This is a genomic window from Sulfitobacter sp. GN1-4 (assembly GCF_055693825.1).
Window position 1 is genome coordinate 1225496 of sequence record NZ_JBVFUQ010000003.1, and the last position, 16249, is coordinate 1241744.

Annotated in this window: 12 protein-coding genes and 3 pseudogenes; 3 read left to right on the top strand and 12 right to left on the bottom strand. The window is 58.4% G+C overall.

Features of this window, described 5'->3' with window-relative positions:
- Window positions 1-48: 48 nt before the first annotated feature.
- From ACZ1HM_RS06515 to folD, 3 genes and pseudogenes are all read left to right on the top strand, one after another.
- Window positions 49-627 (top strand): MOSC domain-containing protein, encoded by a 579-nt coding sequence (locus ACZ1HM_RS06515; protein ID WP_472742056.1) that lies wholly within the window; start codon window positions 49-51, stop codon window positions 625-627.
- Between the two features lie 171 nt (window positions 628-798).
- Window positions 799-2476 (top strand): annotated as a pseudogene (locus ACZ1HM_RS06520) (formate--tetrahydrofolate ligase).
- A gap of 79 nt (window positions 2477-2555) precedes the next feature.
- Window positions 2556-3458: a bifunctional methylenetetrahydrofolate dehydrogenase/methenyltetrahydrofolate cyclohydrolase FolD gene (gene folD, locus ACZ1HM_RS06525; RefSeq protein WP_472742057.1), complete on the top strand. Its 903-nt coding sequence runs from the start codon at window positions 2556-2558 to the stop codon at window positions 3456-3458.
- A 78-nt stretch (window positions 3459-3536) separates the two neighbouring features.
- Here the strand turns inward: folD and ACZ1HM_RS06530 are convergent, their stop codons facing one another.
- The 12 genes and pseudogenes from ACZ1HM_RS06530 to ACZ1HM_RS06585 all read right to left on the bottom strand — a co-directional run bounded on the left by ACZ1HM_RS06530 (window position 3537) and on the right by ACZ1HM_RS06585 (window position 16234).
- Window positions 3537-3956, bottom strand: coding sequence for a PaaI family thioesterase (locus ACZ1HM_RS06530; protein WP_472742058.1), 420 nt, complete (start codon window positions 3954-3956; stop codon window positions 3537-3539).
- A gap of 8 nt (window positions 3957-3964) precedes the next feature.
- On the bottom strand, window positions 3965-4627 hold the full coding sequence (pdeM, locus tag ACZ1HM_RS06535; protein WP_472742059.1) for a ligase-associated DNA damage response endonuclease PdeM: 663 nt from the start codon (window positions 4625-4627) through the stop codon (window positions 3965-3967).
- Window positions 4628-4759: 132 nt separating this feature from the next.
- A pseudogene (locus ACZ1HM_RS06540) lies at window positions 4760-7227 on the bottom strand (ligase-associated DNA damage response DEXH box helicase).
- A 40-nt stretch (window positions 7228-7267) separates the two neighbouring features.
- Window positions 7268-8575 (bottom strand): ATPase, encoded by a 1308-nt coding sequence (locus ACZ1HM_RS06545; protein WP_472742060.1) that lies wholly within the window; start codon window positions 8573-8575, stop codon window positions 7268-7270.
- Window positions 8576-8638: 63 nt separating this feature from the next.
- Window positions 8639-9133 (bottom strand): prepilin peptidase, encoded by a 495-nt coding sequence (locus ACZ1HM_RS06550; RefSeq protein WP_472742061.1) that lies wholly within the window; start codon window positions 9131-9133, stop codon window positions 8639-8641.
- Between the two features lie 4 nt (window positions 9134-9137).
- Window positions 9138-9989: a tetratricopeptide repeat protein gene (locus ACZ1HM_RS06555; protein WP_472742062.1), complete on the bottom strand. Its 852-nt coding sequence runs from the start codon at window positions 9987-9989 to the stop codon at window positions 9138-9140.
- 48 nt (window positions 9990-10037) lie between these two features.
- A complete protein-coding gene (locus tag ACZ1HM_RS06560; RefSeq protein ID WP_472742063.1) occupies window positions 10038-10556 on the bottom strand; it encodes a tetratricopeptide repeat protein in 519 nt (172 codons plus the stop codon).
- A gap of 58 nt (window positions 10557-10614) precedes the next feature.
- Window positions 10615-11604: a type II secretion system F family protein gene (locus tag ACZ1HM_RS06565; RefSeq protein WP_472742064.1), complete on the bottom strand. Its 990-nt coding sequence runs from the start codon at window positions 11602-11604 to the stop codon at window positions 10615-10617.
- A gap of 11 nt (window positions 11605-11615) precedes the next feature.
- Window positions 11616-12578 (bottom strand): type II secretion system F family protein, encoded by a 963-nt coding sequence (locus ACZ1HM_RS06570; protein ID WP_472742065.1) that lies wholly within the window; start codon window positions 12576-12578, stop codon window positions 11616-11618.
- 11 nt (window positions 12579-12589) lie between these two features.
- Window positions 12590-14031, bottom strand: a pseudogene (locus ACZ1HM_RS06575) (CpaF family protein).
- A gap of 21 nt (window positions 14032-14052) precedes the next feature.
- Window positions 14053-15288: an AAA family ATPase gene (locus ACZ1HM_RS06580; protein ID WP_472742066.1), complete on the bottom strand. Its 1236-nt coding sequence runs from the start codon at window positions 15286-15288 to the stop codon at window positions 14053-14055.
- 286 nt (window positions 15289-15574) lie between these two features.
- Entirely contained in the window at window positions 15575-16234 is a 660-nt protein-coding gene (locus tag ACZ1HM_RS06585; RefSeq protein ID WP_472742067.1) for an OmpA family protein, read from the bottom strand.
- Between the last annotated feature and the right edge of the window lie 15 nt (window positions 16235-16249).

The following is a 16249-nucleotide window of genomic DNA, read 5'->3' on the forward strand; positions in this document are numbered from 1 at the left end:
TTTTGCGCCCGCCTTGCGCAGTCTGCGGCCAACGCAGGAGGATCTATCATGCCCGAACTTGTCCCCACAGATCACATCGGCAAAATCGTCTGGATGGGCAAAGTGCCCCTGGACCGCAGCAACATCCGCTCTGAGGCGATCACCGAAGGCATGGCCACCTACGCAGGCTTTGCTGAGGACTATCACGCAGGTCTCACACGGGCCTCTTGCGTGCGCGTCAAATCACAGCACCCCGAAGGGACTGAGATCCGCAACGTGCGCCAGTTCTCCATCCTATCAGCCGAAGAGCTTGCGGGCATTGCCGCTGATATTGGGCTGGAGGCGTTGAACCCGCTTTATCTTGGGGCCTCCATTGTGATCGAGGGCATTCCTGACTTCACCCATGTTCCCCCAAGCGCACGCTTGCAGGCGGAAAACGGGACGACCATCGTCATCGATATGCTGAACGGCCCCTGCAACTTTCCCGCCCGTGAGATCGAAAAGGATGATCCCGGCCACGGCAAAGCGTTTCGGCAGGCGGCCACCGGGCGGCGCGGCGTGTGCGGCTGGGTTGAGCGGGAGGGCCAGCTGAAACTGGGGGATCGGCTGCGCTTGCATATTCCGGGTCAGCGCGCCCGGGCCCCTTGACCGGGCGCAGCGCATAAACATCTCATAGCGTTCACCCGTTTCCGAAACGAAACCATCCCCCCGATGCGAGCCGCATGAGAGGGGGGAAATGTCGGAAATGCCCCCTCCCTTGCGTCAGTTTGCACGCTATCACGGGCCAGACATCACGCCCCGGGGGAGAAGGATTCCATCATGGCTTATAAGACCGACATCGAAATCGCGCGCGAAGCGCAAAAGCGCCCGATCCAAGAGATCGGTGAGAAACTGGGCATTTCCAGCGACGATCTGCTGCCCTATGGCCACGACAAAGCAAAAGTCAGCCAGAAGTTCATCAACTCTGTTCAAGACCGTGAAGACGGCAAGCTGATCCTGGTAACAGCGATCAACCCAACACCAGCGGGCGAGGGCAAGACCACGACCACCGTGGGTCTGGGCGACGGCCTGAACAAGATCGGCAAAAAGGCGGCTGTTTGTATCCGCGAAGCCTCCCTTGGGCCAAACTTTGGCATGAAGGGCGGGGCGGCTGGCGGCGGCTATGCCCGAGGTTGTGCCGATGGAGGAAATGAACCTCCACTTCACCGGGGACTTCCACGCGATCACCTCTGCACATTCCCTGCTGAGCGCGATGATCGACAACCACATCTACTGGGGCAACAGCCTTGAGATCGACACCCGCCGCGTCGTGTGGCGCCGTGTGGTGGACATGAACGACCGCGCGCTGCGCCAGATCACGACATCCTTGGGTGGCGTGGCCAATGGCTTCCCCCGCGAGGCGGGTTTTGACATCACAGTGGCCTCCGAAGTGATGGCGATCCTGTGCTTGTCCAAAGACCTGGCGGATCTGCAAAAGCGTTTGGGCGATATGATTGTCGCCTACCGCCGCGACAAATCCCCTGTCTTTGCCCGTGACATCAAAGCCGATGGCGCGATGACCGTGCTGTTGAAAGACGCGATGCAGCCCAACCTGGTGCAGACGCTGGAAAACAACCCTGCCTTTGTGCACGGCGGTCCATTCGCCAACATCGCACATGGCTGTAACTCAGTGATCGCGACCACGACGGCGCTGAAACTGGCCGACTACGTTGTGACCGAAGCAGGCTTCGGTGCGGACCTGGGTGCGGAGAAGTTCCTCAACATCAAATGCCGCAAAGCGGGCCTGGCCCCCTCTGCTGTGGTCGTTGTGGCCACCGTGCGGGCGATGAAGATGAACGGCGGCGTGGCCAAGGCGGATCTGGGTGCAGAGAACGTGGAGGCCGTGCAAAACGGCTGCGCGAACCTGGGCCGTCACATCGAGAATGTAAAATCCTTCGGTGTGCCGGTGGTTGTCGCCATCAACCACTTTGTCACTGACACCGACGCCGAAGTGCAGGCCGTGAAGGACTATGTCGCGGGTCAAGGCGCCGAAGCGGTGCTGTCGCGTCACTGGGAGCTGGGCTCCGAAGGCTCTGCCGATTTGGCAAGCAAAGTGGTGGAAGTGATCGAGAAGGGCGAGGCGGACTTTGCGCCGATCTATCCTGACGAGATGTCCCTGGCCGACAAGATCAACACGATTGCCACCAAAATCTACCGCGCGGACAGCGCGCAGATGGATGGCAAGATCCTGGCGCAGCTGAAAGACTGGGAAGATCAGGGCTATGGCAATCTACCGGTCTGTATGGCCAAGACGCAGTATAGCTTTACCACCGATCCAAATGAGCGCGGTGCGCCAACGGGCTTTGATATCCCCGTGCGTGAGGTGCGCCTGTCTGCCGGTGCCGGGTTCGTGGTGGCGATCTGCGGTGAGATCATGACCATGCCAGGCCTGCCGCGTGTACCCTCCGCCGAGGCGATCAAGCTGAATGCGGACGGTGACGTCGAAGGGTTGTTCTAAGACAGAAGTTTGGGGCGGGGCATTGAGCCCCGCCCCAAACTGATTTGAGTTATATTGGAAAGATGAAGGGACAGACGGCATGGGTGCCAAGGTAATCGACGGCAAAGCCTTTGCGGCAAAGGTACGGGCGCAGGTGGCAGAACATGTCACGCGGCTGAAAGACGAAAACGGGATTACGCCGGGCCTTGCCGTGGTGCTGGTGGGCGAAGACCCTGCCTCTCAGGTTTATGTACGCTCCAAGGGGAAGATGACCGTTGAAGTGGGCATGAACTCTTATGAGCATAAGTTGGACGTGGATACGTCAGAAGCGGATCTGCTGGCGCTGATTGACAAGCTGAACAACGATCCTGCGGTGCATGGCATCCTGGTACAGCTGCCGCTGCCGGGTCATCTAGATGAGGATTTGGTGATCAACTCCATCTCGCCTGCAAAGGACGTGGATGGGTTTCACATCTCCAACGTAGGGCTTTTGGGCACGGGGCAGAAATCCATGGTGCCTTGCACGCCGCTGGGGTGTTTGATGATGCTGCGGGATCATCACGGATCAATCTCGGGCATGGATGCGGTTGTTGTGGGACGTTCCAACATCGTGGGCAAACCCATGGCGCAGCTGCTGTTGAATGACAGTGCCACAGTGACCATTGCCCACAGCCGGACCAAGGATTTGGCCGACGTTGTGCGCCGGGCGGATATCGTGGTGGCGGCCGTGGGCCGGCCTGAGATGGTGCCGGGCGACTGGATCAAAGAGGGGGCCACGGTGATTGACGTGGGCATCAACCGGATTGACGCGCCTGAGAAGGGTGAGGGCAAGACGCGGCTGGTGGGCGATGTGCATTATGACAGCTGTGCCGAACGCGCGGGTGCCATAACGCCGGTGCCGGGCGGCGTTGGGCCGATGACTATTGCCTGCCTTTTGGCCAATACGGTGACGGCCTGTTGCCGGGCGAATGGTCTGGCAGAGCCTGAGGGCCTGACGGCTTAAAGCACTGGTATTTATCTTGAGAAGGGGTGCGCATCCGGTGCGTGCCCCTTTTTTTGGTGTGGTTCTACAAGCCGGGCTTCAGCGTGGAACAGGGACCATCGTGCCTTGCAGAATGGCGATGAGGGTGCGGTTGCCCTTGGCCTCTGCATGGACCTTGGAGGTGACAACGCAGAGCCGTTTGCCGGGTTTGATCACCCGGCCTGTGGCGATCAGGCGCTCGCCCTTCGCGGGGGCTAAAAGGTTCACTTTGATCTCTGCGGTCACAACTTCCATGTCGAGGGGCAGGAGGGTGAGGGCGGCATAGCCTGCCGCGGAATCTCCGATGGAAAACGTCAGCCCGGCGTGCCCGAAACCTTGCTGCTGTTGGGTGGAGGACAAAATTGGTGCGGTGATCTGCACCTCACCTTCTTTGATGCTGGATAATTCTGCACCAAGGGTGGCCATCATGCTTTGCGCTGCGAAGCTTTCGTGAATGCGGGCAATCGCCTCTGGGTCCATGGCCTGTCCTATCTTGGCATTGGCACCGCAACGGCGCTTTTGCCGGTCAAGACAGCACAGGCCTCGGGGCGCATCAAGGGGGCAAAGACAGCCGCGCGGGTGTCCAGCCCACCGGTGTAGGTGCCGTAGGCGGGCATGATCAGGCGGTCGCTGTCATACAGAAACACTGGCCGCGTGATGGAGCGGCCCCGAAGGGACAGGCTGGCCTTGGGGTGATAATGGCCAGAGACTTCGCCACTGGCGGCGGGATCGGCGATGTGGCGGAAGGTCAGCGGGGCCAACGGCAGTTCGGCCAGATGCGCCCCGCCCAGATCGACCGGACCGGGATCATGGTTGCCTTCAACCCAGACCCAACGCCGCCCGGCCTGCAGCCGCGCGATCCAAAGCTTTTCTTCGTCAGGCAATGCTTCTGCCGCACCCAGATCGTCAAAACTGTCGCCCAGGCAAATCACCGTTTTGGCATGGGTCCGCGCCAGATCGGCGGCCAGCCGGGTGAGCGTGTCACGCGTTTCATAAGGCGGAAGCGGCGCGCCGCCGCGCCGGGCGATGCGTTCAGATTTGCCAAGGTGCAGGTCCGACACGCAAAGCACGTCTTGCTCTGGCCACCAGAGCGCGCCGGTCGGCAGGGCCGTCAGTGCGGCACCCGCTAAGGTGAAATCATGGGCGTTCATAGTTTGTTCATGTGTGAAATTACCGGACTTGGCAAGGGGTCGGGTTTTCGGCGCGGGCGGGGCGAGGTTGCAACCTTGGTACACTGGGCCTTCTGGTGACCCCCATAGCCGTTGCTGGGGGACGCTAAGGGCCTACCAGCCCACGCGCCACTTGGGGTTGTCTGAGGGCGGTGGCGTGATGTTGGCAAGGCCTGAGGCGTCCATCAGGCGGGTGGCCTCTTCGGCCAGGAGCCGTTCATCCGCCTCGCCCTTGATGGGCACCCGGCCCATTTCCAAAAAAGGGGTGCGGCAAGCGGGGTGACGCGGGGCAAGCTTAGGTGATCAATGCGGTTGCCCACGCGTGCGATCATTTCTTCGATGCGTCCAAAGTCGACCAGACCGCGCAGGGCCTCTTCGCGGGTGATCTGAAGCATCAGATGCTCGGGGTCGTATTTCATCAGCGTGTCATAAAGGATGTCGCTGGAAAAAGTCGCCTGCCGCCCTGATTTGCGCGCCTGGGGTGAGTTGCGTTCGATGAGGCCTGCGATGGTGGCAGAGGCGCGAAAGGTCTTTTTCATCACCGCATTGCCCGCCAGCCAGGTGTCCAACCCATCATAAAGCGCGCCCTTGTCAAAGAGCGGCGCGGGGTCACGGACCGGATCAAGCCCCCAGATCAACAGCGCGTAGTCGGTGGCAACAAAGCCCATGGGGCTTAGGCCCAGCTCCTCCATCCGTTTGGTCAGCAGCAGCCCCAGCGTCTGCATGCCGTTGCGCCCTGCAAAGCCGTAGACAACGGTTTGGGCGCGCCCATCATGCGGAAAGCTCTCTATCAACAGACGGCCGGGCTGCGGCAACTGGCTGACCTCACGTTGCAGGTGCAGCCATTCGGCGGTGTGGGGCGGCAGCTCTGGCCAGCTGTCTTGGGTAAACATCTCTTGCACGCGGGCCGAAAGCTGGGTCGAGGTGGCGAACTTGGTGCCCATGAAGGTGGCAATCTTGGGTTTCTTGGCGGCATCGCGGCTGACCTCAACAGTCATTTCCCGCAGCCCTTCATAGCGCACGATCTGCCCGCCAATCAGAAACGTGTCTCCAGGCGTTAGAGTGGCGGCAAAGCCTTCCTCAATCTCGCCCAAGGGCTTGCCGCCCCGGTTGCGGCGCATCCGCACTTTGAGCGTGTCGGTGTCCTGGATGGTCCCGATGTTCATGCGGATGTTGCGTGCTGCACGCGGATCGCGCAGTTGCCACAGGCCCGCGGGGTTTTGCAACAGACGTTGCCACCGGTCATAGGCCCGCAACGCATAGCCGCCCGTGGCGCAAAATTCGAGACAGGCGTCAAATTCGGCACGGCTGAGCGCGCTGTACGCCCCTGCCGAGGTGACCTCGCGGTAAAGGTCGTCTGCGTCAAAGGGGCCTGCGCAAGCGGCGATCAGGATGTGCTGGCACAGCACGTCGCGCGGGCCTTGCCCCCGTGGATCACCGTCCAGATCACCGCTTAGGACGGCATCAAGGGCTGCGACGCATTCGACCACCTCAAACCGGTTTGCGGGCACCAGCAACGCTTTGGACGGGGCGTTGTAGCGGTGATTGGCACGCCCAATCCGCTGGACCAGCCGTTTGACATTCTTGGGGGCACCGATCTGGATGACCAGATCAACATCGCCCCAATCAATCCCAAGATCGAGCGACCCGGTGCAGACAATCGCCCTTAGATCGCCGCGCACCATGGCGGCCTCCACCTTGGCGCGCTGTTCGCGGTCGAGTGAGCCGTGGTGGATGCCGATGGGCAGGCTGTCGTCATTGGCCAGCCACAGGTTGTGAAAGAAAATTTCGGCCTGGGCGCGGGTATTGTGAAAAATAAGTGTGGTGTTGTGTTTCTTCACCTCTTCGATCACCGCCGGAATGGCATAGGCGGCGCCGCCACCTGACCAGGGCGGTGCCTCATCCGTGCGCAGCATCTGGATGTCTGGCGCGGGGCCGGGATCAGCTGACAGAATCTCGCAAGGATCAGGATGGTTGGCCATCAGATGCGCGATGGCTTGCGGATCTTCGACCGTGGCCGAAAGGCCTACGCGCTTCAGATCTGGGCAAATGGTTTGCAGCCGGGCCAGTGCGAGCATCATCTGATCGCCCTGTTTGGATTCTGCCAACGCGTGGATTTCGTCAATGACCACCCGTTTGAGGCCTTTGAACATCTTGGGCGCATCATCATAGCTGACCAACAGCGCAAGGCTTTCAGGGGTGGTCAGAAAAATGTTTGGCGGATCGGCACGCTGACGCTTGCGCCGGGTGGCTGGCGTGTCGCCGGTGCGGTCGTCGATGGTGATGGGCAGGCCCATCTCTTGGACCGGGGTTGTCAGATTGCGCTTGATATCCGCCGCCAGCGCCTTGAGCGGTGAGATATAGAGCGTGTGCATCCCGTCATGGGTGCCTTCGGCCAGATCAATCAGTGTGGGCAGAAAGCCCGACAGCGTTTTGCCCCCGCCCGTGGGTGCGATCAGCAACAGAGACGGCGCATCAGCCCGGTCCAGCATCTGTTGCTGGTGGGGGTGGATCGACCATCCTTTGCTGGCAAACCAGTCTGTGAATATGGGGGAAGCTGCCGCATGGGCGACAGATAGCATGTGCGCGCCGCCGCCAGCCCGTGGTTGCCTTGGCTTTGGCCTATTTCACGATATGCTCGTCTTTGACAAACATGTTTGCCCAAGCCCGATCAATCAGCGCCGGCGACATCTGATAGGGGATGCCTTCGAATTCGCAGATTGCGATCATCTGGTCGATCAAAAAGATCGGCTGATAGTTGGCATAGACATTGTCGATCTCGGGATATTTCACCTTGAGCAGATGCACCAACGTCGCCTCATCCAAGGGCATGCCGCGTTTGCGGGCGACCATGGCAAAAATTTTGAGGAAGTTTTCCTGGTTCGGCCCGTCAATTTTGATCTTGAAGAAGATCCGGCGCAGGGCCGCTTGGTCAAAAATCTCATTGGGGTGGAAGTTGGTTGAAAAGACCACGAGCGTGTCAAAAGGCACCTCAAACTTCTCACCTGATTGCAGGGACAGGATGTCTTTGCTTTCCTCAAGCGGCACAATCCAGCGGTTCACGATGGACTGCGGTGGCTCTTTCTGGCGACCCAGGTCGTCCACGATGAAAATGCCACCGGTGGATTTCAGCTGCAGCGGTGCCTGATAGGTGCGCGCTGTGGGGTTGTAGACCAGATCCAGCATCTCAAGCGATAGCTCACCCCCGGTGATCACCGTGGGCCGTTCACAGCAGACATAGCGGCTGTCAAAGCGGGTCACCCGGCGCAGCGAATTGGGGTCCTGCACCTCTTCCTCGGCTTTGGAATGCACGATCGGATCGTAGACCGTAATCACCTGACCGGCATATTCGATGGCGCGCGGAACATAGACCTTATCGCCAAGCGCATCGCGGATCCCGTTGGAGATGGAGGATTTACCGTTGCCGGGAGGCCCATACATCAAGATCGAACGCCCCGCAGACACAGCGGGCCCCAGATGATCAAGCAGACTGTCGGGCAGCACCAAATGGCCCATCGCACCGGTCAGTTGGTCGCGAGTGACCTGGATATTTCGGATCGATTGGCGTTTGACCTGTTCGCTGTAGACCTCAAGCGGGACAGGCATGGGGCCAAAGTACTCAGACTGGGCCAGCGCGTCCAAAGTGCGGGATTTACCCGCTTCGGTCAGCTGATAGCCCATTTCGTTGCCGTTGTTGGCGTTCAATGTGCCCGTCGCCTCAAGCAGGCGCTGATCGCGGCTCATGTCGACCAGTTCCTGGGTCACGGGAATGGGCAGACAAACGGCCGTGGCCAGTTCGCTGACCAGCTCCACGTTCTTGCGAAAAATCGTCTTGAGGATGATGTCGCGCATCATCACAATCGGCAGCCGCATTTCCTCCAGCCGCTTTGGCGGTGGGGGGGCCATGACGTTGGTGGTTTGCATGTTCATCGGACGGCTCCTTTGATCACGGGTGCGCTGTTTGTGCAGGCTAGGCGCTGAATATGGCGTTTATCAGGCACCATAGAACACGCCCAAAATGAGGTAGATGGCCAGCGTCGGCCCCAGGGCCAGGCCCATCGGGAATTTTTTACCTTGTTCCCAGCTGGTCCAATGGGGGGCAAGTTTGCGCAGGGGCGTGTATTTGGCCGCCCGGTGCGACACAGCTGCGGCCAGTAAGGTGGCCATAAAGAGCGCCATCAACAGCCTCAGATCGCCCAATGCGATATAGGGGGCGGCAGCAGCGGCAAATTTCGCGTCGCCCGCGCCAAGCGCACCTGCAGCGTTCAGGATGATACCGACGACCAGTACGATCACCAGCGCGGCAAGCCGCCATAGATAATCCTGGAAGGGCAGCAGGAAGACACCGATCACCACGAAAATGACGGTCAAAAGCACAACCGCCTGATTGGTGATCCGCATCTGCGCCATGTCGGTAAATGCGACATAGAGACAAAGCGGCAGTACGAAGGGCAGAAACCACAACGCATGTGTGGCCGAGATGGCCATCGCCCTAGCCGTTCTCAAGCGCGTCGAGAGACCGAACCGCCGCTTCAAAGTGCTGAGGATGCGTATCAATCGCTTCGCGCAGAAGCGATTTGCCAGTTTGCACATCGCCTTGCTTGATCGCGGAAAGCGCCATGGTGTGCAAAAGCTGTGCCCGCTCGGCCTGATCCATCTGGATGACGGGCAGCGTGTAATCACGCTGGGCGGCACGGGCCAGAACGAGGTTGTTCTTGGCTGTGAAAAGGTCAGGGTCCTGGCGCACAGCGTCTGAGAAAAGACGCTCAGCCGCGGGGTAATCACCACGGGTCAGCTTGGAATAGCCCCAGTTGTTCATAACCGAACCGGGTGTTGTGGTTAGACCAACGGCGATTTCATAGAAGCTGTCGGCTTTCTTCCACTCTTTATTGCTGTCCGCCACCAGCGCTTCGAGGCGGTAGCGTTTGAATGTCTCATGGGTGGGAGGCACTGAATCGAGCACGGTTTCAGCCGTCGCCCAATCGCCGGACCGGATCAGCGCATCGGCATATTCAACTTTATCGTCTGGCGTCACTTCGGGCATGCCGGTGACCTTTTTCCAGGCCGATACACCTTCGGTGATGCGTTTTGCCCGGATCAATGAGGTGGCCAGCCCGCGCTGCAGATCAATACGGTCCGGGTTGGCGTCGCTGGAACGTTTGAAGTAGGCGACCGCTTCGTTCGGATCCGCCACGGTCAGCATCACATCTGAGATATTGTTCCCGTCGAGCGCGTTCACATCTTCGAATGCGCGTTCAACAGTCGCGTTTGCATCTTTTTCAGCGCAGCCTGCTACAACGCTGACGCCTGCAATGCAGGCGGCCAAAATAATAGGGTGGCGCATTTTTGCGTCCTTTTTACTGCTCTGCCTCGGCCCTCAAAGCCTTGACGATTAGAGTGCTGACTGGATGAGGTAATTTCCCCCGCCACGCCGCACGAGTTTATAATTTTCTTCGTCAAGCGCTACAGTACCAGAATTTTCCGATTTTGCGAGTGCCAAGCGAAGATTGTCGCGAATTGCGTCACTTTCGCCATTATCAAGCGCATAGGCCCTTTTGAAAATCTGTTCCGCTTCAACGGTTTTGCCACGCTCCATGAGGACAACACCAAGGTTGTTCCACACTTCGGGCTGTTCGGCCTCTTCCTGTACGGCCCTGCGCAAAAGCGTCTCTGCTTGGCCCAAGCGGCCCAGGCCAAGGTTTGCGCTGCCCAGGCCAGAAAGGATTTCCCCGTTCAGACCCTGTTCAAGTGCCGCGCGGTTGAAAGAGCGGATCGCGAGTTCAAACTGGCCAGCGGCCATCAAACGGTGCCCGACTTCAACGCCGTCCTCAGCCTTGGCGCGTTGGTTGACGCCGGGGGCATAGACTTGATCTTTGGACGCAGAAAAGCCGCCCGTGGAACAGGCGGCCAATCCAAGTGGTGTTGCAAGGAGCAGTGCGCCGATAACAAAGCGCCTGCATGCAGGTCGTTTAATTGCCCCCGCCTCCTGACATGTTGCCCAGTTGCGTGATGCCGTGCACCGATGGTCCGACCAGAATGATCAGCAACGGCGGCACCGTCAGCATCATAGTGGCAAGTGTCATCTTGGTTGGCAACTTGTTTGCGGCTTCTTCGGCGCGCATCACGCGTTTGTCCCGCATTTCAGAGGCATAGACCCGCAGCGCATCCGCAATGGATGTACCGAAAGCAGCAGACTGGATCAGCACGGTCACAAAGGATTGCACGTCCTGCACGCCGCAGCGTTCGCCCATGTCATTCAGAACCGTGATCTTGTCCTTACCCGCTTTCATCTCATAGGCGACGATTTCAAATTCATCGGCCAGGGATTTGTAAGAGGCGCGCAATTCACCGGCGACGCGGTTGATACACTGGTCCAGCGACTGACCGGCTTCAACACAGACCAGCATCATATCGAGCGCATCTGGAAAGCCGCGGGTGATTTCTTCTTTGCGGGTCTCAACCCGGCGGGTGACCCAATATTTGGGCAGGTAGTACCCGATCCCACCGGGGCCTACGGTGTACATCATCGTCTTCTGTGTGCTCAGGCCTTCGCCGCCACCCAGAAAGTTGATATAAATAACGCCCGCCAGCAGGCCCAGAATGCCCAGAGCCATCTGCGCAAAGTAGAACAGGCGCACCGCGTCGCGACCGGGATAGCCGGCCTGGCGCAGGGTCAGCTGCATGGCGGAAAGCTGTGCAACATCCTCAGGTTCAAGGAACTTGGCAAACTTTTTGAGCTGCTGGTTCCCCCCCGCCTGACGCAGGCTGGCTTTGGTTTCCGTTTTGGCACCCGTGGTGGAGGCGCGCTTGAGTTTCTCAAGCGGATCCTCAGGCTGACGCAGCATCATGACGACGGTCAGCGCGACCAAGCAGACGCCCAGAACCCCGATGATGATGATCAACCCCATCGGGCCCAAAAGGTCAGACACCTGATTGTTGAGATTGTTAAACAGCTCCATGGCTCAGGCCCTTACACTTTGATGTCTGTCAGAACGCGCATCACATAGAGGTTCAGCGCCAGGAAGATGCCCACAAGGAAGCAGGCCGGAATAAAGTAGGGGTGGTCCATCACATCATCATAGTAATGTGGATCGCTCACGTTGATGACGATCAGCGCCACAATCGGGAAGCCGGACAGGAACTTGCCTGACCACTTGGCCTCAGCGGTGATGGCCTTGACCCGACGGAAAAGACGGAAACGAGCGCGGATCACCTTGGCCAGACCGGCCAGAATTTCAGCAAGGTTACCACCCGATTGTTGCTGGATGGAAACCGCCACCGCCAGGAACCGCAAATCCTGCATCCCCAGTCGTTCGGCCATATCCTTAAGCGCCTCACCCACATCGCGGCCATAAGCGGCTTCGTCTGAGATGACACCGAATTCAGACGCCAGAGGATCCTGGATTTCCTTTGATACGATGGTAATCGCATTGGTAAACGGATGACCCACCCGCAAAGAGCGCACCATCAGTTCAACCGCATCTGGCAGCTGTTCTTCGATCATCGCCAGACGTTTGTTGGCTTTGGACGATACCCAGAAATAGACCGCACCAATGCCAATCGCGATCGACATAAGCAGGCGCACTGCGAGGTCGGTTTGGGTGCCGATGGTCAGCCCCATAAAGGCAATCGCGGCCAGTAAGCCCATAATCATCAACAGCTGTTGGGGCGTAAAGGCGATGGCCGCCTTTTGCGCCTTTTCAGACAACAGCGAATAGAGCGGAATGGATTTGGCATCCATGTGCTGCTGCATTTCCTTGCGCAGCTTTTCCAACACTTCTTCGCGCCGGCTGCCCTTTTCCAGCATCTCCAGACGCCGGTTCACACGGGAATTCAGGCTGATGGATTTGCCAAAGGCGACCAGATAGATGCCTTCGACCAGCACCAAAACGCCAACAAAGATCAGGCCATAAATGATCGGTTCTGCACTCATGTTGCTTATCCTTATTCGGCGGCGATGGGTTCGTAGATGGACGCGGGCAGATCATAGCCCCACAGACGGAAACGCTCAGCAAAGTGGCTGCGCACGCCGGTGGCTGTGAAGTGGCCGATAATCTTATTGTCTGGGGTCAGACCAACACGCTGATAACGGAAGATTTCCTGCATGGAGATCACGTCACCTTCCATCCCTGTAATTTCGGTGATGGATGTCATGCGGCGCGAGCCGTCTTGCAAACGCGAGGCCTGAACAATCAGGTTCACAGCAGATGAAATCTGCGACCGGACCGCTTTGATGGGCATTTCAATGCCTGCCATTGCGATCATGTTTTCCAGACGGCTGATGCCATCGCGGGCCGAGTTGGCGTGGATTGTGGTCATGGATCCGTCGTGGCCAGTGTTCATGGCCTGCAACATGTCGATCACTTCCTCGCCACGCGTTTCACCCACGATGATCCGATCAGGACGCATCCGCAGCGCGTTTTTCAGACAGTCGCGGGGGAAACTTCGCCCTTGCCTTCCACGTTGGGCGGACGGCTTTCCATCCGGCCCACATGGGTCTGCTGCAGCTGAAGTTCCGCCGTATCCTCAATGGTCAGGATACGTTCGGCGTTGTCGATGAAGGACGACAGAGCGTTGAGCGTGGTTGTTTTACCAGAACCCGTACCGCCAGAGACGATCACATTCAGGCGCGTGGCCACAGCCGCTTGCAAATAGGCCGCCATTTCTTCGGTAAAGGCGCCAAAGTTGACCAGATCGTCGATCCCCAGCTTGTCCTTTTTGAACTTACGAATGGAGACCAGGCTGCCGTCTACCGCAACCGGCGGCACCATCGCGTTGAAACGCGAGCCATCGCCCAAACGGGCGTCCACGTAAGGGTTAGATTCGTCTACACGACGTCCCACCGCCGACACGATCTTGTCGATGATGCGCAGCAGGTGGCGTTCGTCTTTGAACGTCACGTCGGTCAGTTCCAGCTTACCGGCGCGTTCCACAAAGATCTGCTGCGGGCCGTTGACCAGAATATCGTTGACGGTTTCGTCTTTAAGCAGCGTTTCCAACGGGCCAAGGCCGGTCACTTCGTCATAAAGCTCTGAGTTCAGCGTCAGCCGGTCTTCGCGGTTCAGAACAATGCTCTTTTCGGCCAGGATCTCAGACGAGATGTCGTTGATTTCTTGGCGCAGATCTTGCTCTGTGGCGTGCTCAAGCGCAGCCAGGTTGAGGTTGTCGAGAAGGGCCTGGTGCAATTCCAGCTTGATCTCAGACATCCGCGCCTTGCGCTTCAGCTCTTTGTCCATTGGCGTCGGAGCAGCCGCGTTTTTCGGCGCTTCCTTGCGGCGTGCAGCCGGTGCCGCAGCTTCGGCTTTCTTTTCCTCAAAAGCTGCGACGTTATCAATGATCTCGACAGGCGCGGTTTTGGCCGCTGGTTTTTTGTACTTTGAGAACATGGGCTATCTTTCCTATCGCGTTCAAGCCGCTTCGGCTTCGTCGCCTTTAAGGTCATGGATGGAGGCGGCGAGCTTCATGATCTCGCGGCGCAAGGGGCTTTTGGGGGCGGAATTTGCCAAAGGCAGGCCGTGATCGTTGGCCTGGGTGATGGGCTTGCCACCATCAGGCAACTGCAGATCAATCGAAATGCTGAGTGATTCCGCCATCCGCTTGACGCGGGCCTTGGCGTTCAGATCGGTGAACTTGGGCGCACGGTTCAAAACATACCGTAGCTTTTCAATGGGCAACTCTTCGGACTGGAGCGCACGTTTGAAACGCAGGGTGTTCTGGGCAGAACGCATATCAAGCTCAAGCGTGCCAAAATAGACGTGGGACATGTTCAACACCGCCTCAGACCACTGCACGAGGGTTGAGGGCATATCGACAATCACATAGTCGAATTGATCGCGGGCCAAATCCAGAATGCGTATGATATCTTCGGATGTGATCAGATCCAGCGGCAGCATCTCGCTTGGCGCTGTCAGCACCTGCAATTGTTCTTCATAGGTGACAAGCGACTGGCCAAACACCTCTTCATCAAGGGATTCCGTGTCAGACAGCATCTCATAAACCGCTTCTTTGCGCGGCAGATCAAGGAAGGTAGCAACCGATCCGTACTGCAGATCAAGGTCCATCAAGCAAACAGATGGCGCGTCTTTCTTATCGATTGTCGCCAATTCCCAGGCCAGGTTCACGGCCAGAGTGGTGGATCCGGTGCCACCGGCCAACCCGTGCACCACGATCAGCGCACCGTCACGCTGCGCGCCAGCCTTCAGCTTGGGGCTTGCGACATCTTCCTGTGCCACTTCGTCGGCTTTGCGCACCCGGGTGATGGCCTGGGCAAGCTCTCCTTCGGGAAGCGGGTAGGGGACAAATTCATCCGCACCTTGTCGCAACAGGGAATGCAAAGCCGCAGGTGTTACATCCTCAGCGATCAAGATCACCTTTATACCACGGGATTTCGCCTGGGTGATGATTTCGGTCATCAGGACGATGTCGTCTTCGTCTGTTTCATCCAGCGCCAGCGCAATGAACTCCATCGCCTCGGCCTCTGGTTGGCCAAAGAAGGCAAGAGCTTCAGCAAAACCAAGGTCACCCCAGCTTTCGCCCAGGATTTCCTCCATGTCTTCAATCAGCAGATCAAAGTTCTGTACGTCACGGCTTACCGTGCAGGCCACAATGGGGGCTGCTTGGGGTTGTGGCATAACACTACTCATGGCCTTCATTCCTTTTTTACAAGGGCCGCGCGCTGGCCGATCCCGCGTCTGATGCGCGGTTTCACCTCTTTGCGAAGCCCATGCCTGGCTTTTTGCGCAGACACATTTGTCCTATGCCGCCAGATATCGCAGCCAACTGGGGCGAGATTTGGGCCAAAAGGTTTCGATTGTTGGATATGTTGAAACGATAAAATGCGCGCTGAGCTTTGCTGCGCTGCATTTGAGTAACAAAAAACCCGCAAGGCGAGGGCCTGCGGGTTTCTAAATTCTTCGTATTTCCAGAGTCTTAATCGTTGCCCAGGGCCGTTTCGCGCACGACCGATGGCGCAATCGCGCTGGCCACATAATCGCGGTAGATGATCTGGGCGTATTTGCCATCCAGCACCGTTGGGTGGCGCTGTACGAAACCGCTCACCTCGGTCACGGTGCGGCGGTTACGCCGTTCGCGTCCCTGGGTGACGATCAAAGGCTGCGTTTCGCCAAACGATACCACCGCCTCTAGGCGAGAGCGGCTGATGCCCAGCGTGCTAAGGTAGCTGACCACCGCATTGGCGCGGCGTTTGCCCAATGACCGGTTATACTGCTCTGAACCTACGGCATCTGTGTGGCCGTAAACCTTAAACCGGATTTCGGGGAACTGACGAATCCAGCCGGCCTGCTGTTGCAAAATAGCCCGTGCATTTCCGTCAAGCTGCGCCGAATTGAACGCAAAGGTGACGGTGGATTGAACCTCAGCAGCGAAACGATTCGCCAAATCAAAGGTGTATTGCCGCTCACCAGTCATGACCAAACGGTTGTTCAGCGTCGCATTGCCGAAATAACCGGTGTCCGTCAGCGCCCCCGCTTCGCGGTAAAACTGTGTATACACAGGGTCCGAGCTTGTCGCGCAGCCCGCGACAACAGCCACGGCGGCGGCGGCACCTGCAAATTTCAGTCTCTTGCGCATGGGGGCGTTCACTTA